This window comes from Enterobacter cloacae complex sp. IR5458 (assembly GCF_049238025.1).
Classification (GTDB): Bacteria; Pseudomonadota; Gammaproteobacteria; order Enterobacterales; family Enterobacteriaceae; genus Enterobacter; species Enterobacter kobei.
Window position 1 is genome coordinate 20907 of sequence record NZ_JBMKIF010000035.1, and the last position, 17409, is coordinate 38315.

Here is a 17409-nt window from a genome sequence, read left to right on the forward strand (position 1 = left end):
GTCTCAGCGATCGGACACAACCACAGTAATGTGGCTGGTGCGCTTCAGGATGCGATCTGCACGACCTTTCGCACGCGGCATAATGCGCTTCATGCTTGGGCCTTCATCTACGAAAATTTTCGCGACTTTCAGATCGTCGATGTCAGCGCCATCGTTGTGTTCAGCGTTAGCAATGGCAGATTCCAGTACTTTCTTGACCAATACCGCAGCTTTCTTGTTGGTATAGGTCAGGATGTCCAGGGCCTGCGACACTTTCTTACCGCGAATCAGGTCAGCAACAAGGCGAACCTTCTGTGCAGAAGAACGAGCATGGCGATGTTGAGCTAAAGTTTCCATCTCTTCCTCCTACCTTATTTCTTCTTCGCTTTTTTATCAGCAGCGTGGCCGCGATAAGTACGAGTCGGTGCGAATTCACCCAGTTTGTGACCAACCATTTCGTCGGTAACAAAGACTGGAACGTGCTGACGACCATTATGGACAGCGATGGTCAAACCGATCATGTTAGGAAAGATCGTTGAACGACGGGACCAAGTGCGCAGGGGCTTCTTGTCTCCGCTTTCCACCGCTTTCTCTACCTTCTTCAGCAAGTGCAGGTCAATAAAAGGACCTTTCTTGAGAGAACGTGGCATGGCTTATCCTCTAAAATTATTTGCTACGGCGACGTACGATAAATTTATCAGTACGCTTGTTGCTGCGGGTCTTCTTACCTTTGGTCTGAACGCCCCACGGAGTTACCGGGTGCTTACCAAAGTTACGACCTTCACCACCACCATGTGGGTGGTCGACTGGGTTCATCGCAGTACCGCGAACGGTAGGACGAACACCACGCCAGCGTGCAGCACCTGCTTTACCCAGAACGCGCAGCATATGCTCAGCATTGCCAACTTCGCCCAGAGTAGCGCGGCAGTCTGCTTCGACTTTACGCATTTCACCAGAACGCAGACGCAGGGTGACATAAGCACCGTCGCGCGCAACGATCTGAACGTAAGTACCCGCGGAACGCGCCAGCTGACCGCCTTTACCTGGTTTCATTTCTACGTTATGAACGGTAGAACCAACCGGGATATTGCGCATCGGCAGGGTGTTACCTGCTTTGATTGCAGCATCAACGCCAGACTGAATCTGGTCGCCAGCTTTCAGGCCTTTAGGGGCCAGGATGTAACGGCGTTCGCCATCTTTGTACAGAACCAGCGCGATGTTCGCGGAACGGTTCGGATCGTACTCAAGACGTTCAACAACTGCTGGGATACCGTCTTTGTTGCGTTTGAAGTCAACAATACGATAAGCCTGCTTGTGGCCACCACCGATGTGACGAGTGGTGATACGGCCATTGTTGTTACGACCACCGGATTTGCTGTTTTTTTCCAGCAACGGAGCAAAAGGTTTGCCCTTGTGCAGCTCAGGGTTAACCACTTTAACTACGTGGCGACGACCCGGAGATGTCGGTTTACATTTAACAACTGCCATTGTATTACTCCTCCGACTTACTCAGCGCCGCCAACGAAGTCCAGGTTCTGGCCTTCTTTCAGGGTGACGTAAGCTTTTTTCCAGTCGCTACGACGACCGATACGCTGTCCGTGACGTTTAACTTTCCCTTTAACAACCAGGGTGTTAACGACTTCGACTTCGACTTCAAACAGTTTCTGCACAGCAGCTTTGATCTCTGCTTTGGTCGCGTCTTTAGCAACTTTGAGAACGATGGTGTTTGTTTTTTCCATCGCAGTAGACGCTTTTTCAGAAACGTGCGGTGCGCGAAGCACCTTCAGCAGACGTTCTTCACGAATCATGCCAGCATCTCCTCAACTTGCTTAACAGCATCAGCAGTCATTACGACTTTGTCGAAGGCGATCAGGCTAACCGGGTCGATACCAGTCGCATCGCGTACGTCAACCTTGTGCAGGTTACGTGCGGCCAGGAACAGGTTCTCGTCCAGCTCACCGGTGATGATCAGCACATCTTCCAGAGCCATGTCTTTCAGTTTCTGTGCCAGCAGCTTAGTTTTAGGCGCTTCTACAGAGAACTTCTCGACAACGATCAGACGATCCTGACGTACCAGTTCGGACAGGATGCTTTTCAGCGCGCCGCGGTACATCTTTTTGTTAACTTTTTGACTGTGGTCCTGTGGACGCGCAGCGAAGGTCACGCCACCTGAACGCCAGATCGGGCTCTTGATAGAACCTGAACGCGCACGGCCGGTACCTTTCTGGCGCCATGGCTTTTTGCCAGAACCAGTTACTTCAGCACGAGTCTTCTGAGCACGAGTACCCTGACGAGCACCAGCTGCATAAGCAACAACAACCTGGTGAACCAGCGCTTCGTTGAAATCACGACCGAAGGTAGTTTCGGAAACAGTCAGCGCGCTCTGCGCGTCTTTCAATACTAATTCCATTGCTATCCCCTTACGCCTTCACAGCTGGTTTAACGATCAGGTCGCTACCGGTTGCACCCGGGACCGCACCTTTAACCAGCAGCAGGTTGCGCTCAGCGTCAACACGTACTACGTCCAGGCTCTGAACGGTTACACGTTCGTTACCCAGCTGACCTGCCATTTTCTTGCCTTTGAACACTTTGCCCGGAGTCTGGTTCTGACCGATAGAACCCGGAACGCGGTGAGACAAGGAGTTACCGTGGGTAGCGTCCTGGGTACGGAAGTTCCAGCGCTTAACGGTACCAGCAAAACCTTTACCTTTAGAGGTACCGGTTACGTCAACTTTTTTAACGTCAGCAAACAGCTCAACGCTAATGTCCTGACCTACGGTGAACTCTTCGCCTTCAGCAAGACGGAATTCCCACAGACCACGGCCAGCTTCTACGCCAGCTTTAGCGAAGTGACCCGCTTCTGGTTTGGTTACACGGTTAGCTTTTTTAGCACCAGTGGTAACCTGAATAGCGCGGTAGCCATCGTTAGCCAGATCTTTAACCTGAGTAACGCGGTTTGCTTCAACTTCGATTACGGTTACTGGGATAGAAACGCCATCTTCAGTGAAGATGCGGGTCATACCCACTTTTTTACCGACTAAACCAATCATTGTTTCAACCTCTCAATCGCTCGATGACCTGATTAACCCAGGCTGATCTGCACGTCTACACCGGCAGCCAGATCCAGACGCATCAGAGCATCAACGGTTTTCTCAGTTGGCTCAACGATGTCAACCAGACGCTTGTGAGTGCGGATTTCGTACTGATCACGCGCGTCTTTGTTAACGTGCGGAGAGATCAGAACGGTAAAGCGCTCTTTGCGGGTCGGCAGCGGGATCGGACCACGGACTTGCGCACCAGTGCGCTTAGCAGTCTCGACGATTTCCGCGGTTGATTGATCGATCAGACGATGATCAAACGCTTTAAGGCGGATACGGATTCTTTGGTTCTGCATGAGACCAGAGCTCCAATTATTTTATAAACGAAAATGATTACTCCTCAAACCCATTACGATTGATGGGAGAGTGTAACCGTTCTTACGTAGCTCCCCAATTGGGAGCATTGTTGAGTAACAAAATGCGCTACTCAGGTTCATATCGAACCAGCCGTCAATTACGACAAGCCCGCGCATTATACGTATTTACAGGCTTAATGCAAGTCGACTGTGTCGATAATAACCAACCTTTTGCAAGACACGTACACTACTGGTCAATATCTGCTATCGCCTGCTTAACACGCGCTTCAAGATCGCCCTTTTCTCCGGCAGCAACCGGATGCTCAGCGTCGCTTTCCTCCGACACACTAACATCCGTCTCTTCCACCGGCACCGGCAAGGGACGCTTCTTATAGATATAGTGCTCCTCAGAAAGCCGATAATGCTGAGGCTCTGGTGATGAAGACGCGTGCAGAGCAATCCCGCGGTACAGGTAATACCCGACCATCGCGCAACCCACACTATATAAAAGCCAGGACAATGCGATGCATATCCCCGCCCAAAGCGGGCGCGGCATATCTGGCCGGACAAAGCGTACTTTGGACTGCAAAGAGGTTTCCGTTTGCTCGCTCATATCGTCCCTCTTTCCTGAATCAACGTTGGACTTTCACCCAGGGCTTGCCATAGCCTGATAAGTGACAACTGTCCCATCACACCATCGACTTTAATCTTATTTTGCGCCTGAAACTGGCGAACCTTCTCAGTTAGCAGCGAACTCCATTCTCCCGTCCCTTCCGCCTCGACATTCAGCACGCGGCTCAGCATCGTATCAAGCCAGACAATGTCATCGGTGCTACTCTTCTTTGTTATGCTTGCGTTGCCGTCGGGCGATGGCTTCCACATTCGCGTCACATTCCCTGTCCAGACATGGCTGAACCATGCCTTATCAAGGATCCATGTTTGATTTCCTGACAGCACGGTAAGCGTGTTCTCTCCTCCCCCGATCACGACGACAGGGAAACTGGCGCTATCAACTTCCAGGGTGGCGACCCAGGGAAGTCCGTCAGACAACAGTGTTTCAAGCGTTTCGGTGCCGGAAAGGCAGGCCATCCCGCCCCGGTATGCCTGATCGCACCAGGCTTCTCCTTTGTCTACCTCATACCCCCAGACGCTAAACAGTAAACTGAGCGATTCATTGGTAGACATCGTCTCTGCCATCAGTCGCGCATGAGTTGAGACAGGTCTTGAGAATTCTACAGGAAGCAACGTTGTGAGCGGTGGCAGCCACTGGGAAAGAGGCCTGGCGAAGTATGCGCCTCCACCACCACATAACACCGTTAACACCAACAGCAGCAACCAGGTTACGCCCTGACGGTCAGGTGCAGGCAGGTAACGCAACGCCTCACGCTGAAGAGAAGCGTCAATAATAGAGGCGGCATGTTCCTCCCCCTCCATCTTATTACGACGAATAACCCCTCCCAGTCGCGCGGCAAGATGAAGATTGCCATCGCAACGTCTCATGCATCGTCTGATAAATTGTTCCGGAAGAGTGTTGGTTGTCTCAGGGACAATGCCTGCATGAGAGGAGATCACCTTGCGGTAATCTTTACTGTCCGGCGCGGGTATCTCAAACCATACCGGCTGTAATACCCGTAACTCGCGCTGCTGACGACGGTTGAATATCCCTGTAAGTAGCAATCGGGCTTGCGGCATCATGGTCATAAACGCCAGAATCGTTGAAACAAGCCCCCTGGAGATTCGGTGTCCATCTTCCAGGACAAACAGCGGCATACTGCCGTGTGTCACGGTCCCCGCGCTGTACAGCTCCTCCCAGAGCTTCTCAACAGGGAATATTTTTCCCGCCAGACTGTTATCCGTCTGCGAATCCGCAATAATCACCCACTCCCACAGGTAACCTTTTCGGTTCAAAGGGCTGATGGTGAGCGCGCGATAAGGCCACGCGCTAATCACCCCTTGCGCAAGCACACTTTTTCCTGACCCTTTACCGCCCTGTAATATTAGCCATTGTTCCTGAATTAACGTGGAAAACATGCTGTCCCGAATCAGACAATGCCGCGTAGTATAAAAAGTATTTAGCTCATCCATGAATAGCCGCATTACCTCGAAAATTATTCTATTCCTAAAACAGGGATATATATTGCATATGACTTGCTGCGTGCCAATGACTGATTATATTATGACGGACTTAAACAAGAAACACGTTCACTCTTAGTCATTCTTAAAAGTGATTTCATGGCAACCATCTCTCCCTTAGTGAAAAATGCGTTATCGTATCGCACCCTGAGCCTTATGATTATATTGACTAGCGCTATGGGTATCTTTATCTTCATTTACTCAGCATATATACAGTGGGGTAATAACAAAGCGTCGCTGATTAATGAGGATATCATCACGCCATTGAATAATTTTAATGAAAAATATAAATGGAATTTATCATCGTCAGTCAATAATCGCATTGACGCGCCCCCATTAGTGAGTGGCAACGTAGATACTCTGTCCCATATCCATTTAAGCGGTATTATTCATAGTTCAGATAAATTATCGTCCCGGGCCATTCTGCAGGAAGGGGGGGAACAGAATGTCTATTCTATTGATGATGTGCTTAAATCATCCAACAGCACGCGCATCATTGATATCACTAAGAACCAGGTGTTTTTCTCCTCAGGCGGAAACACCGCGCAGCTTACGCTGCTTACCGAACTGACGCCACCTGCCGCAACGCCAGAAAAAGTGAACGAGCAGCCGGCACCAACAGATGTCACATTGTCAGATTTTATTGAAGCGATTCCTGTCGTTGATAAAAATGTCTTGCTAGGATTGCGCCTTTTACCTCGCGGTAATACAGAATTATTTTCACGGACAGCCATTGCACCTGGTGACATTGCTATTCAGCTTAACAATATGTCTTTAACGCAACAGGCGAATATAACCCAGGCGCAGGAGGCACTTAGACATCTGCAGACGGCTCAGATTACCCTCTTGCGAAATGCATCACCAAAACTAATTAATGTTGCCGTTCAACAATTCCAGGACGGTCAGGATAAATAAATGGATGGAACCTCCGCAAGCCAGCGACTGAAAGCGCTTTCGCTGTTTTTTTTGCTCATCGCCACCGCTAAGCCCGGATATTCAGCTGATTACACGGCGAATTTTAACGGTGCGGACATTCAAACGTTTGTCAACATCGTGGGACAAAACATGGGGAAAACGATTCTGATTGATCCCGATGTTAAAGCATCCATTTCCGTCAGAAGCGTAGATACCTTTAATAAAGAGGAATACTATCAATTTTTCCTCAGCGTGCTCGACCTTTATGGCTTTTCACTTATTACTCTTGATAATGGCCTGCTGAAAGTCGTGCGTTCAGAAACCGTGAAAAATCTTCCAGGAAAGCTTACCAGTAACACGCAGCCCGGCAAGGGTGATGAACTGGTGACACGTATTGTTTCTCTGGAAAATGTTCCAGCACGATCGCTGTCTCCTCTGCTTCGTCAAATGCTCGATGGCGGTAATGTCGGTAACGTCTCGCATTATGAGCCCTCTAATGCGCTGGTCATTACCGGCAAAGCATCAACCGTCAATCGCATGCTGGAAGTCATTAAACGTGTCGATGTCATGGGTGACGAGCAAGAGCAAATTATCCCGCTGAAATATGCTTCCGCTGTCGATCTTGCCGATGTCCTTAACACGCTGTCGCGTGAGAACGCAAAAGAGGCACAACCTGCGACACTCCAGACGCACATCGTTGCCGATAAAAGAAGCAATGCGCTGATTATCAGAGGCTCAGAACGCGCCCGCGCAAGAATTACTGAGTTGGTAAAACGTCTTGATACCCAGGAGCAAGGGCAAGGAAACACGCGGGTATGGTACCTGAAATATGCCAAAGCGGATAAGCTTGTTGACGTTTTAACCGGTGTCACGCAAAAACTGAAAGAGGGCAAAAGTGGCACAACCAATACGGCAGCCAGCAGCAGCCGCGATATCTCTATTACTGCAGATGAACAAACCAACTCACTGGTTGTGACCGCCGATCAGGGTATTCTCCAGCAACTCGATGAGGTTATCGCTAAGCTGGATATTCGTCGTGCACAGGTTCTGGTGGAAGCGATTATCGTTGAAGTTCAGGACGGTAAAGGTCTGAACCTGGGTGTGCAGTGGGCTGAGAAAAACGTTGGTGGACAACAGTTTACCAAAACTGGCCTGCCAATCTTTAACGCGGCACAGGGCGTGGGTGAATTCAAAGCAAACGGAGGAATCACCAGCGATAACCCAGCTTACAACCTCTTCAGTAATTATAACGGCCTTGCGGCAGGTTTTTTCAACGGCGACTGGGGGGTGCTCCTCACAGCACTCAATACCGACAACAAAAACGACATCCTGTCTACGCCCAGCATCGTTACGCTTGATAATAAAGAAGCAGCCTTCAACGTCGGGCAGGATGTGCCCGTACTTTCCGGTTCCCAGACGACCTCCGGCGATAATATTTACAATACCGTCGAGCGTAAGACGGTGGGGACCAAGTTAAAAGTCACCCCGCAGATTAACGAGGGTGATTCTGTTCTGATGGAGATCGAGCAAGAGGTTTCCAGCGTCGACACATCGACAAGCTCTTCCTCGCTCGGCCCAACCTTCAACACCCGAACAATACAGAATGCCGTCCTGGTGAAAAGTGGCGAAACCGTTGTGCTTGGCGGTTTAATGGATGACGCCAGTAAGCAAGAAGTTTCAAAAGTTCCCCTACTGGGAGATATCCCTTTGGTGGGACAGCTTTTCCGCTACACATCCAATGAGAAAAGCAAACGTAACCTGATGGTCTTTATCCGCCCGACCATTATCAGAGACGATGAGGTCTATCGTTCACTCTCACGTGAGAAATACACCAATTTCAAAGATCTGCAAAAAGAGAGACGAGAAAAGCAAAGTGAAACACTGATTAACGTCGACAACATCAAAGAGCTTGAAGATCGGGCTTTTAATAATGCACCGGCAACACCGGACGCCAAAAATCCGTTCAGGGAAGGTCGAACGGAATGAGTCAGCACGCATGGAAAAAAGCGCAGCGCTATGGCATTGCCTTACAAGGAGAGACTCTCTTCTACTCGACAGATGTCACACTTGAGCATCTGCTCGAGTTCGCATCCGTTGCGCCAGAGTGCACCTGTTTTACCCGGCTCCCCCCGCAGCAGTTTGCCGAAAAGCTAGAACTTATTTACCAGCAGAACAGCGGGTCAGCCCAGTTAATTGCCGAAGATATTAATAATTCCGACGATCTCAATACTCTCTCTGAAGAGATCCCAACGAATGAAGATCTGCTGAACGAGCAGTCAGACGCGCCGGTTATCAGGCTTATTAATGCCGTGCTCAGCGAAGCAATTAAAGAACACGCCTCAGATATTCATATTGAAGTGTTTGAAAAAGCGATGAGTATCCGCTTCCGGGTTGATGGCATCTTGCGCCCGGTGGTTAATCCGAATAAAAAACTGGCGGCCTTACTCATCTCACGTATCAAAATCATGGCCAAACTGGATATTGCCGAAAAAAGGCTGCCGCAGGATGGACGCATTACCTTAAAAATTGGTCAGCGAAATGTGGATGTCCGTGTGTCGACGCTCCCGTCGCAGCATGGCGAACGTGTTGTTCTGCGTCTGTTGGATAAAAGTAGTCTGCGCTTATCCATCAATAAACTGGATATGTCAGCGGCAGACACACACAGTCTGAAGAATCTGCTTGCCCTTCCCCACGGCATTATTCTGGTCACGGGGCCAACGGGCTCCGGGAAAAGCACCACGCTCTACGCCATTCTCTCCGCGTTAAATAGCCCTGAACGCAATGTGCTTACGGTAGAGGACCCGATCGAATACGAACTGGAAGGCATCGGACAAACCCAGGTTAATAGCCGCGTAGATATGTCATTTTCCCGCGGACTACGCGCTATTTTACGTCAGGATCCTGATGTCGTCATGGTAGGAGAAATTCGCGATAACGAAACCGCTCAAATTGCGGTTCAGGCTTCTTTGACCGGGCATCTGGTGCTTTCCACTCTCCACACCAATAGCGCGTGCGGTGCCGTAACGCGATTACGGGATATGGGCGTTGAGCCGTTCCTTCTCTCTTCCTCGCTCGTTGGGGTGATTGCCCAACGTCTGGTCAGACGGCTATGCCCCCACTGTAAAACGGCTCACGCCGTGCGGCCTCAGGAACTACAGCTTCTGCAAGCCCACGGGATAAATGCATCCCAACTCTGGCAAGCAAAAGGCTGCCCCGCTTGCAGACAAAGCGGCTATCAGGGGCGTATGGCGATCCATGAACTGCTGCTCGCCACGCCAGAACTGCGTGACGCTATTCACAATGAGCGCCATGAAAGGCAGCTGGAAGAGATCCAGCGTCGTCATCACCTCAGCTTGCTGGCAAACGGTCTTCGCGTAGCGGCAGAAGGGATGACTTCACTTGAAGAAATTCTGCGGGTGACCTCTGAAGGTCAGACTCCAGCGGATGGGCGCCAATGAAATTTCACTGGACGGCGACGGACGCGCGGGGAAACCGCCATACGGGGCTGAGTGAGGCCGCGAGTGAAAGAGAGATGGTCGCGCAGTTGCGTAGCCAGGGGTTATTACCGCAAACGCTAAAACGGCAGCGACCCAAGGTTGCCCTCAGGGCTTTTTCGACACGAATCAGCCACAGCGAATTAACGCTTTTTACGCGTCAGCTGGCGACGCTGATCGCCGCGGCGCTGCCGCTGGATGAAGCGCTCGCCGTTGTCCAACAGCAAAAAGAAAATAAAAAACTGGCCGACGTCATCACTTCTCTGCACCTCGCCGTTCTGGAAGGGCAGCCCCTCTCGGTGGCCATGCAAGCCCACCCTCGTCTGTTTGATACGGTCTTTTGCACCCTGGTAAAAGCGGGAGAGACGGTCGGCCAGCTGGGCACCGTTCTTGAAAGGCTGGCCGAATATAATGAAGCACGTCAGCAAATGCGCAGCAAACTCACACAGGCGTTGATTTACCCTGCCCTGCTCACCACGGTCGCCATTCTGGTGGTTATCATTTTGCTTACCACGGTGGTACCGAAGGTCGCCGCACAGTTCACTCATCTTAAGCACGAGCTACCGCTTTCCACCCGTACGTTACTGGCGATGAGTCACTTTCTGTCGACATACGGTCCCTGGATCGCACTGACGCTGATCTGTGGTGGAACGCTATTCTCTTTCTGGCTGAAGCGCGGGAAAAACCGGGATCATTTTCATCGCTGTCTCATCGCTTTTCGCATTACCTCCCCGCTGGTCTGCGCGATCAATAGCGCCCGTTATCTGCGCGCCCTGAGTATTCTCAATCGCAGCGGTATTCCACTCCTGGAAGGGATGTCGCTCTCAGCAGAAGGTGTGGGCAACCGTGAAATTGGACAGCGGCTCAGCGACGCAGCAGAAAGTGTGCGCCAGGGAAATAGCATCAGCCAGTCCCTGAAGCAGACGCAAATATTTCCCCCCATGATGATTTACATGATTGCTTCCGGAGAAAAAAGCGGTCAGCTCGGGGAACTCATGCAACGTGCGACAAATAACCAGGAGGTGCAGCTGCAAAACCGCATTTCGCTGACCCTGGCGATTTTTGAACCGGCACTGATTGTTGTCATGGCAGCGATCGTTTTGTTTATCGTTGTCTCGATCATGCAGCCCATCTTACAACTCAACTCATTGATGAATTAAGGAAAAATCATGGAAGCGCAGAAGAAGGAAAGGCAGCGTGGTTTCACGCTTATGGAATTGATGGTCGTCATCGTGATTATGGGGGTTCTGGCCAGCCTGGTGGTGCCTAACTTAATGGGCAATAAGGATCGGGCAGACCGGCAAAAAGCCGCCAGCGATATTATTGCTCTCGAAAATGCGCTGGATATGTACAAGCTGGATAATCATCGTTATCCCACAACAGAACAGGGCCTGGAGGCGCTTATTACCGCCCCAGCGCAAGCTCCCCGGGCTGAAAACTACAACCCGGACGGTTATATCCGCCGTCTGCCCGCCGATCCGTGGGGGAATGACTACATCCTGATTAGCCCGGGTGAGCATGGCGCGATCGATATCATGTCCACAGGTCCTGATGCTGAAACCGGCACCGAGGATGATATCCACAACTGGGATAACGATAAAAAGTCACGCTAAAAATGGCCCATCAGAAAGGATTCACACTGCTGGAGGTGATGCTGGTTATGGTCATCATCGCCCTGGCGGCAGCGGGCGTTGTCGCTATGCAAAGTGACAGGCTGAGCGCTACCGGAAAGCTACTGCGGCAGATCGATGTCCTCAGACAGACAGCAAAATACATGTCAGACGTGGCGCTACTGGAAAAACATACCGTCGGCCTTCAGCTCACTACTGACGGCTGGCTTTTCTATGCACCGAAAAAGGATCGCACCGGTGAATGGCAGTGGCAGGAAATAGCAAACAATGACAATTTGCCGTTACGCGGCGATTGGGACGCACCGGCCAGGCCTGACGTGACACCCTCGTCGGAGGAGGCCAAACCGCAAATCGTCATCCTGCCCGATGGACAAGTCACTCCCTTTTCAGTGGTTTTCAACGCTGAAGATGGCGAAAAAATCGCCATCCTGCAATCACACGGCGCACTGCCGCTTGAGGTCATTCGCTTTAAGGAACCGCAATGAAACAACAAAGCGGAATGCTGCTGCTTGAAGTCTTGCTGGCAATGGCTATTTTTGCGACCGCCATTATTGCACTCCTCAACAGTATGCAATGGCAGCTTTCAGCGCTGGAAACGTTAAAACAGGAAACGCTAGCGCTTTGGGTTGCAGACAACGTACTCGTGACCTCGACTTACGGACAACTCGCCGCCAAAGAGGGAGCCTCTTCTCAATTAAATGAGACCTTCTCCTGGCAACTGGTTGAAGGGAAAAAAAGTTCGTCTCCTTTGCTTCAGAAAGAGGCCAGGGTGATAACGTCTGATGGCCGAACCCTCAGCCTGTATGCCTGGTCTTCAGATAGTAAGAAAACGGAGGCGAAGCATGAGTAAAGTCCCCAACGGCTTTACGCTTCTGGAAGTGATGCTGGCGATCGTCATTTTCTCAACGCTCAGCTTTCTGGCCTCTCAGGTGTTCTCCCAGGCAACCGAACAGTACCAGCGAGCCAAGAAGACTGGCGATGATTTTGAGGCCATCCAGCACACCGTGCTCATGCTTGAAAATGATTTAATGCAGTATGTCCCGCGGAAAAACCGGCAAACACCGCTCCCCTTCTTGAGTGAAAAAGAGAGCGTAATTTTCACAACACAAACCCGGGATCCCGCAATGCCTTTTGGGGCAACGTTCGTTTTAACGACCGTCCACTGGTATATCGAAAACGACACATTATTCCGTGCAGTACGCTACTCATCCGACAGTGAAAAGGACGTGGCACCACAGCCCCTGCTGGATCATGTCTCCCATTTTTCTGCAACAATGACGCCGGCGGATGAAAAGAGCGTGTCAACGACAGCCACGATAACGCTGGAGCGTGACGGTAAAGCGGAAATAACCCGACACGTTGTCCTGCCCGGCTGGTTTCCGGAAAAAAAAGCCGCCAGCCAACCTGCAGGAGCGACGCAATGAACGCGCAAAAAGGTTCTGCATTGCTGATCGTTTTAATGATTCTGGCGCTGATGGCTGCGCTGGCAGCAGAGATGACGATAAGTTTTCAGGTTCAGCTCCAGCGCACCCGGCGCATCAATGATAGCCTGCAGGGGAAATACGCTCTGCTCTACGCTGAAGCACAATCTATGGCACGTTTTCAGGAGAAGCCTCGAGACGTACTCACCCACTCGGAGAGTCCTGGCGACGACACCGACGTCAGCTGGCAGATAAACGATCTGCACCATTGCTACAACCTGAACGCACTGAAGAATACGCCGGAAGAACCACTGGCGACGCCACCGTATGAAATCAGCGTGTTTTACGCCCTACTGGAGAAGCTCGCCGTTGAAAAATACCGGGCAGAAGAGATCGCACAATCCATCGCAGACTACATCGATGATAACGACTCAACGCGCGTTAAAGGTGCAGAAGACGAATACTATCAACATAGTCAGCCAGGCTACCTGACCGCCGGTCAGGTGCTCTTTTTACCCACAGAAGTGCGCAAAATTAAAGGGATGACTGACGCGCTTTATCAAAAACTCGCCCCTTTTATCTGCACCCGATTCAGCAGTGACCTCGCCATTAATATCAATACCCTTACTGAGCAGCAAGCGCCGCTTCTGGCAGCCCTCTTCCTCAACAATATCAGCTTGTCAGATGCAAAAATGCTCCTGAAAAAACGTCCTGTAAATGGCTGGGAAAAGGTAGAGGATTTTCTTTACCAGGCCCAACAGGATTTCAGCGCAGCAAAACCGCTGGTGGATTCGCTTAAAAAACAGATTACAACCAGCAGCAGTTATTTTTTGACCACATCCACGGTTCATGAGGGTGACCTTACCTTTGGTATGCGCACATTTTTCATTTATGACGAAAAAACTAAAACACTCAAACTCTATTTACGCCAGCTTACGGATGGCAGTAGCGAACAATAAAGCAGTTAACGTCCCTGCGACGAAACTGCTTATCCGCCTTTCTGGATCGACGCCGAATGCCCTTGAATGGGTGGAATATGATGGATGTGGCTACAGCCAGGTTCAGAGTCTGACAACAGAACAGTTGCCGGAGATTGCCGCACGCCCGGCATCAGGATGCACTCATCTCGTTATTCCGGCCCAAAAGGCAACGAGCAGAATAATCGTCATCCCAGACGAAAATTACGAACTGACCGATCAAAAACTTCAGTGGCTTGCGGATGAAACACTGGACGAAGGCATGCCCTCGCTGCACTGGACGCTACTCTCTCGGGAGGGAACGCGAGTTTCCGTCATTGGCGTTGACGCCGACTGGCTTATGTCCCAACTTCGTCTCTTTGCCGGGGCTGGTTTTAACGTCACGCATGCGACGATTGACGCCCTTCGCTTGCCAGCCTGTGAAAGCGGCTGGACGGTATTATCAGACAGCGGTGGATGGTTGCTCAGAACGCATGAGAACAGTGTTGCCCATTTGACAGAACCCTGGCTGGCACAGCTGCTAGCGCATTATCCCCCGCAAGAGGTTGTCAGCTACGGTCCACTGCCAGCTGGCCTTTCCGCGAAGGAAACGCATCCCGCATGTCATAGTTTGACACTCCATCCACAGGAACCACCCGCTAACCTTTTGCACGGGAAAATGCGCCCGCCTGCCCCGCGCTCTTTCTGGTCCACCAATATCAAACGCGTGGCGCTTTGCAGTCTTCTCCTGTTAGCCGGGAGTGCGTGTCTGGCTCAGGTTGTCGTGTATTTGCAACTTCGGGAGTATGAAAAACAGCTGAGCCACACACTGACGCAGCAATGGCAACGTTATATTCCAGAAAACAGGCATACCCGTAATCTGCGTACCTATTTACCCAGGCAGCTACAGCAACGATCGCCTGCCCCCTATTTGCTCTTACAACAGCTTCAGGCTCATCTGTCCGCTTTCCCGGAACTGGCGCTGGAAGGGTTGAGTTATAACCCGGCACGTAATGATTTACGTCTTTTTATTTCTACCCGCGATGACCAACAGATCCAGGCGTTTTTAAATCAAAAACTGGCTGGCTACTCACTCAAAGTCGATAAACATGAACAGGGATTATGGACGATTCGAAATGATTAAACGCGCTCAGGAATGGTTTCACCAAAAAGATCCGCGTGAACAGCGGCTGCTACTCGCACTGCTTGTCTGCGGTGTCAGCATTCTTTTCTGGTTTGGGCTCTACCAGCCCCTGAAGCAGGCTACGGACACCATGCAATCCCGCTATGTTAAGGTGCAACGCGATCTGCAGTGGTTGCAGAAACAGGTTTCGGCTGCAGCTCTTCTTCCGGAAAAGAGACCATCAGGCTCCCTGGAGAATCAGGTTAAAAGCAGTTTGCACATGCTGGGCACTGCCGCAAAACTCCAGCGCACCGATAGCGGAGAATTGACTGTATCGGCCGACGCTCTCAGGATGGACGCTTTTATGAACTGGCTGGCAGTGCTACAGGGAGACTACGGTCTGCGGATTGCGGAACTTGAATTCCACGCCAGTGAACAGGGTACGGACACTATAATCCTGACGCGCCTGACGCTCGGAGTGAAATAAAATGGATAGCTCACTGGTTACTCTGTTTCTCATCATTGGCCTGCTGTCAGGAACCGCAATGGGTATACTCACCTGGCGTTTGCCTGCCGAGATTTTACGACCGTCTTCGACAGGCGAGGCGGGTTCAACGTCAGAGTTTACGTTCTCTGGCTCCCGGTGCTGCCAGTGTCAAACCCCACTGTTCTGGTACGACACGGTTCCCCTGCTCGGCTGGATGCTTCTCAAAGGGAAATGTCGCCACTGCGGCCAGCCTGTTTCAACACGCTATCCCTTGCTGGAAGGGCTTTGTGCGATGATGGCCGTCATTTGCTATGCCCTCCATCCAGCATCAATGATAATGTCACTGGCGCTTTTTCTGTTCTTTTGGTTTGTACTCGCACTCAGCGTGATCGATCTGCAGCATTACCTTTTACCCGACAAGCTCACGCTACCGTTACTGTGGGTTGGCCTGTTGTTTAATGCCTTTTTTGGCCCTGTTTCCTCCCAGGACGCCATTGTGGGTGCCGCTGCCGGCTATTTAATTCTGTGGCTGCTCTACTGGCTGGTCCGCTTAATCTGTCACAAAGAAGGGATCGGTTACGGGGATTTCAAGATGCTTGCGGCAGTGGGCGCCTGGTGCGGCTGGCGAGAGGTACCCGTGATCCTTTACGTAGCGTCAATCGCAGGGATCTTTTACGGGCTTCTGCTGTGGGTAAAAAAAGGGCATTTCGGTGATCCGATACCTTTCGGTCCGGCACTGGCACTGAGCGGCTGGGGCTGTTTCTGCTGGGCAACGCTGTGAGGAGGCAGGAAGGAGGGTTTCCTTCCTGTATCAACTACTCTTTTTCTTCGCGGATTTGCGCCTGCAGATAGTTTTGAATACCCAGCTTATCGATCAAATCCAACTCGGTTTCCAGCCAGTCTATATGGCCTTCTTCATCGGCAAGGATCTCAATCATCATGTCACGGCTGACATAATCAAAAACGCTGTCGGCATAGGCAATGGCTTCACGGAGATCTTTGGCACCTTCAAGTTCCAGCCTGAGGTCGGAACGTAGCATCTCCTCGACATCTTCACCGATGCCCAGCTTGCCGAGATCCTGCAGGTTTGGAATACCTTCAAGGAATAAAATGCGCTCGATATATTTATCGGCGTGTTTCATCTCATCTATAGATTCATGGTACTCAACGTCGTTCAGACGTTTAAGTCCCCAGTTTTTGAACATTCTCGCATGAAGAAAGTACTGGTTGATTGCGACAAGCTCATTTCCCAATAATTTATTGAGATAACTTATGATTTTAACATCACCTTTCATTATATAGTCCCTCCGCTTCCACTCATTGAAGCGTAGATCGGGCTACGGGGATGTCAAAAAAAAGATGGGCGCTTACGCGATCTCTTTGTATTCCGGGATCTGCATCAACTCGTCCTGCATGATTTCACGTGCAGCACGTACACATTTACCGCATTGATTTCCAACCGGAACAAATTTGCGAAGCTGCTGAAATGACTGAGGCTGAAACTGGCGAACGGCCTGACGTATTTTTTTGTCGCTTACACCATTACATAAACAAACGTACATAGAGACTCCCGTTCAAATTATGCGCAAAGTGTAAGTGAGAATGGTTATGATTACAATAGCACAAACGCCAGAATACGGGGCGGGTGCAGGCAAAAAATGCGAAAGTTTGTGACAACACCTGAGCAGCACAAAACAAAAAAGGACGCCGAAGCGTCCTTTTTTAATTCGGGGATAATTAATTAGCCCAGAACTTTAGCAACAACGCCCGCGCCAACGGTACGGCCGCCTTCACGGATTGCGAAACGCAGACCGTCGTCCATCGCGATTGGGTGGATCAGAGTCACAACCATCTTGATGTTGTCGCCTGGCATTAC

Annotated in this window: 23 protein-coding genes and 1 pseudogene; 12 read left to right on the forward strand and 12 right to left on the reverse strand. The window is 50.8% G+C overall.

The annotated features are described in order from the left end of the window. Positions 1–3: 3 nt before the first annotated feature. From rplV to ACOTYN_RS21695, 9 genes are all read right to left on the reverse strand, one after another. The gene (gene rplV, locus ACOTYN_RS21655; protein ID WP_002919773.1) at positions 4–336 is read right to left on the reverse strand and encodes a 50S ribosomal protein L22; all 333 of its coding nucleotides are present in this window, start codon (positions 334–336) and stop codon (positions 4–6) included. A 14-nt stretch (positions 337–350) separates the two neighbouring features. After that, a complete protein-coding gene (gene rpsS, locus ACOTYN_RS21660) occupies positions 351–629 on the reverse strand; it encodes a 30S ribosomal protein S19 (RefSeq protein ID WP_001138117.1) in 279 nt (92 codons plus the stop codon). Positions 630–645: 16 nt separating this feature from the next. Further along, positions 646–1467: a 50S ribosomal protein L2 gene (rplB, locus tag ACOTYN_RS21665; protein ID WP_000301859.1), complete on the reverse strand. Its 822-nt coding sequence runs from the start codon at positions 1465–1467 to the stop codon at positions 646–648. Positions 1468–1484: 17 nt separating this feature from the next. Then, the gene (gene rplW, locus ACOTYN_RS21670) at positions 1485–1787 is read right to left on the reverse strand and encodes a 50S ribosomal protein L23 (RefSeq protein ID WP_000617546.1); all 303 of its coding nucleotides are present in this window, start codon (positions 1785–1787) and stop codon (positions 1485–1487) included. After that, the gene (gene rplD, locus ACOTYN_RS21675) at positions 1784–2389 is read right to left on the reverse strand and encodes a 50S ribosomal protein L4 (protein ID WP_000424395.1); all 606 of its coding nucleotides are present in this window, start codon (positions 2387–2389) and stop codon (positions 1784–1786) included. The genes rplW and rplD overlap by 4 nt, the downstream gene beginning before the upstream one ends. A 10-nt stretch (positions 2390–2399) precedes the next feature. Beyond that, the gene (gene rplC / locus ACOTYN_RS21680; RefSeq protein ID WP_003863274.1) at positions 2400–3029 is read right to left on the reverse strand and encodes a 50S ribosomal protein L3; all 630 of its coding nucleotides are present in this window, start codon (positions 3027–3029) and stop codon (positions 2400–2402) included. 32 nt (positions 3030–3061) lie between these two features. After that, positions 3062–3373 (reverse strand): 30S ribosomal protein S10, encoded by a 312-nt coding sequence (rpsJ, locus tag ACOTYN_RS21685; RefSeq protein ID WP_001181005.1) that lies wholly within the window; start codon positions 3371–3373, stop codon positions 3062–3064. A gap of 247 nt (positions 3374–3620) precedes the next feature. Further along, positions 3621–3986 (reverse strand): hypothetical protein, encoded by a 366-nt coding sequence (locus ACOTYN_RS21690; RefSeq protein WP_023337880.1) that lies wholly within the window; start codon positions 3984–3986, stop codon positions 3621–3623. Further along, positions 3983–5404 (reverse strand): peptidoglycan-binding domain-containing protein, encoded by a 1422-nt coding sequence (locus tag ACOTYN_RS21695; protein WP_170860686.1) that lies wholly within the window; start codon positions 5402–5404, stop codon positions 3983–3985. The genes ACOTYN_RS21690 and ACOTYN_RS21695 overlap by 4 nt, the downstream gene beginning before the upstream one ends. A 201-nt stretch (positions 5405–5605) precedes the next feature. Here ACOTYN_RS21695 and gspC point away from each other — a divergent pair, with 201 nt between their 5' ends. The 12 genes from gspC to ACOTYN_RS21755 are packed head-to-tail and all read left to right on the forward strand — an operon-like array spanning position 5606 to position 16314. Beyond that, on the forward strand, positions 5606–6421 hold the full coding sequence (gene gspC, locus ACOTYN_RS21700) for a type II secretion system protein GspC (RefSeq protein WP_081367700.1): 816 nt from the start codon (positions 5606–5608) through the stop codon (positions 6419–6421). Next, complete coding sequence (gene gspD / locus ACOTYN_RS21705) at positions 6422–8407, forward strand: type II secretion system secretin GspD (protein ID WP_139243860.1); 1986 nt, start codon at positions 6422–6424, stop codon at positions 8405–8407. It abuts the gene before it with no gap. Beyond that, positions 8404–9879 (forward strand): type II secretion system ATPase GspE, encoded by a 1476-nt coding sequence (gene gspE, locus ACOTYN_RS21710; RefSeq protein WP_063862388.1) that lies wholly within the window; start codon positions 8404–8406, stop codon positions 9877–9879. The genes gspD and gspE overlap by 4 nt, the downstream gene beginning before the upstream one ends. Further along, on the forward strand, positions 9876–11075 hold the full coding sequence (gene gspF, locus ACOTYN_RS21715) for a type II secretion system inner membrane protein GspF (protein WP_071922835.1): 1200 nt from the start codon (positions 9876–9878) through the stop codon (positions 11073–11075). The genes gspE and gspF overlap by 4 nt, the downstream gene beginning before the upstream one ends. A 9-nt stretch (positions 11076–11084) precedes the next feature. Next, complete coding sequence (gene gspG / locus ACOTYN_RS21720; protein ID WP_014885475.1) at positions 11085–11528, forward strand: type II secretion system major pseudopilin GspG; 444 nt, start codon at positions 11085–11087, stop codon at positions 11526–11528. Positions 11529–11530: 2 nt separating this feature from the next. Next, on the forward strand, positions 11531–12031 hold the full coding sequence (gene gspH, locus ACOTYN_RS21725) for a type II secretion system minor pseudopilin GspH (RefSeq protein ID WP_063862386.1): 501 nt from the start codon (positions 11531–11533) through the stop codon (positions 12029–12031). After that, entirely contained in the window at positions 12028–12396 is a 369-nt protein-coding gene (gene gspI, locus ACOTYN_RS21730; RefSeq protein ID WP_023331447.1) for a type II secretion system minor pseudopilin GspI, read from the forward strand. The genes gspH and gspI overlap by 4 nt, the downstream gene beginning before the upstream one ends. Next, on the forward strand, positions 12389–12970 hold the full coding sequence (locus ACOTYN_RS21735) for a PulJ/GspJ family protein (protein WP_014885478.1): 582 nt from the start codon (positions 12389–12391) through the stop codon (positions 12968–12970). The genes gspI and ACOTYN_RS21735 overlap by 8 nt, the downstream gene beginning before the upstream one ends. After that, positions 12967–13926: a type II secretion system minor pseudopilin GspK gene (gene gspK / locus ACOTYN_RS21740; protein ID WP_023331449.1), complete on the forward strand. Its 960-nt coding sequence runs from the start codon at positions 12967–12969 to the stop codon at positions 13924–13926. Before ACOTYN_RS21735 ends, gspK begins: the two co-directional genes overlap by 4 nt. Further along, positions 13859–15067, forward strand: a complete 1209-nt coding sequence (gene gspL, locus ACOTYN_RS21745; protein WP_332959076.1) for a type II secretion system protein GspL — start codon at positions 13859–13861, stop codon at positions 15065–15067. Before gspK ends, gspL begins: the two co-directional genes overlap by 68 nt. Beyond that, positions 15060–15533 carry a type II secretion system protein GspM gene (gene gspM / locus ACOTYN_RS21750; RefSeq protein WP_063434748.1) on the forward strand — a complete coding sequence of 158 codons (474 nt, stop codon included), beginning with the start codon at positions 15060–15062 and terminating at the stop codon, positions 15531–15533. Before gspL ends, gspM begins: the two co-directional genes overlap by 8 nt. A gap of 1 nt (position 15534) precedes the next feature. Beyond that, on the forward strand, positions 15535–16314 hold the full coding sequence (locus tag ACOTYN_RS21755; protein ID WP_048339401.1) for a prepilin peptidase: 780 nt from the start codon (positions 15535–15537) through the stop codon (positions 16312–16314). 34 nt (positions 16315–16348) lie between these two features. On the opposite strand, the gene bfr is transcribed toward ACOTYN_RS21755, so the two are convergent. From bfr to tuf, 3 genes and pseudogenes are all read right to left on the reverse strand, one after another. Further along, positions 16349–16828 carry a bacterioferritin gene (bfr, locus tag ACOTYN_RS21760; RefSeq protein ID WP_014885483.1) on the reverse strand — a complete coding sequence of 160 codons (480 nt, stop codon included), beginning with the start codon at positions 16826–16828 and terminating at the stop codon, positions 16349–16351. Between the two features lie 72 nt (positions 16829–16900). Then, positions 16901–17095, reverse strand: coding sequence for a bacterioferritin-associated ferredoxin (gene bfd, locus ACOTYN_RS21765; RefSeq protein WP_008503493.1), 195 nt, complete (start codon positions 17093–17095; stop codon positions 16901–16903). A gap of 179 nt (positions 17096–17274) precedes the next feature. Continuing rightward, positions 17275–17409 (reverse strand): annotated as a pseudogene (gene tuf, locus ACOTYN_RS21770) (elongation factor Tu); the annotation flags it as partial.

Coding starts and splice junctions, on each gene's coding strand:
- rpsS (WP_001138117.1), bottom strand. CDS start 629: ATGCCACGTTCTCTCAAGAAAGGTCCTTTTATTGACCTGCACTTGCTG.
- gspC (WP_081367700.1), top strand. CDS start 5,606: ATGGCAACCATCTCTCCCTTAGTGAAAAATGCGTTATCGTATCGCACC.
- ACOTYN_RS21695 (WP_170860686.1), bottom strand. CDS start 5,404: ATGTTTTCCACGTTAATTCAGGAACAATGGCTAATATTACAGGGCGGT.
- gspF (WP_071922835.1), top strand. CDS start 9,876: ATGAAATTTCACTGGACGGCGACGGACGCGCGGGGAAACCGCCATACG.
- gspD (WP_139243860.1), top strand. CDS start 6,422: ATGGATGGAACCTCCGCAAGCCAGCGACTGAAAGCGCTTTCGCTGTTT.
- ACOTYN_RS21735 (WP_014885478.1), top strand. CDS start 12,389: ATGAGTAAAGTCCCCAACGGCTTTACGCTTCTGGAAGTGATGCTGGCG.
- rplD (WP_000424395.1), bottom strand. CDS start 2,389: ATGGAATTAGTATTGAAAGACGCGCAGAGCGCGCTGACTGTTTCCGAA.
- bfd (WP_008503493.1), bottom strand. CDS start 17,095: ATGTACGTTTGTTTATGTAATGGTGTAAGCGACAAAAAAATACGTCAG.
- gspE (WP_063862388.1), top strand. CDS start 8,404: ATGAGTCAGCACGCATGGAAAAAAGCGCAGCGCTATGGCATTGCCTTA.
- gspK (WP_023331449.1), top strand. CDS start 12,967: ATGAACGCGCAAAAAGGTTCTGCATTGCTGATCGTTTTAATGATTCTG.
- rplC (WP_003863274.1), bottom strand. CDS start 3,029: ATGATTGGTTTAGTCGGTAAAAAAGTGGGTATGACCCGCATCTTCACT.
- gspG (WP_014885475.1), top strand. CDS start 11,085: ATGGAAGCGCAGAAGAAGGAAAGGCAGCGTGGTTTCACGCTTATGGAA.
- ACOTYN_RS21690 (WP_023337880.1), bottom strand. CDS start 3,986: ATGAGCGAGCAAACGGAAACCTCTTTGCAGTCCAAAGTACGCTTTGTC.
- gspH (WP_063862386.1), top strand. CDS start 11,531: ATGGCCCATCAGAAAGGATTCACACTGCTGGAGGTGATGCTGGTTATG.
- ACOTYN_RS21755 (WP_048339401.1), top strand. CDS start 15,535: ATGGATAGCTCACTGGTTACTCTGTTTCTCATCATTGGCCTGCTGTCA.
- gspL (WP_332959076.1), top strand. CDS start 13,859: ATGACGAAAAAACTAAAACACTCAAACTCTATTTACGCCAGCTTACGG.
- rpsJ (WP_001181005.1), bottom strand. CDS start 3,373: ATGCAGAACCAAAGAATCCGTATCCGCCTTAAAGCGTTTGATCATCGT.
- rplW (WP_000617546.1), bottom strand. CDS start 1,787: ATGATTCGTGAAGAACGTCTGCTGAAGGTGCTTCGCGCACCGCACGTT.
- rplV (WP_002919773.1), bottom strand. CDS start 336: ATGGAAACTTTAGCTCAACATCGCCATGCTCGTTCTTCTGCACAGAAG.
- rplB (WP_000301859.1), bottom strand. CDS start 1,467: ATGGCAGTTGTTAAATGTAAACCGACATCTCCGGGTCGTCGCCACGTA.
- gspI (WP_023331447.1), top strand. CDS start 12,028: ATGAAACAACAAAGCGGAATGCTGCTGCTTGAAGTCTTGCTGGCAATG.
- bfr (WP_014885483.1), bottom strand. CDS start 16,828: ATGAAAGGTGATGTTAAAATCATAAGTTATCTCAATAAATTATTGGGA.
- gspM (WP_063434748.1), top strand. CDS start 15,060: ATGATTAAACGCGCTCAGGAATGGTTTCACCAAAAAGATCCGCGTGAA.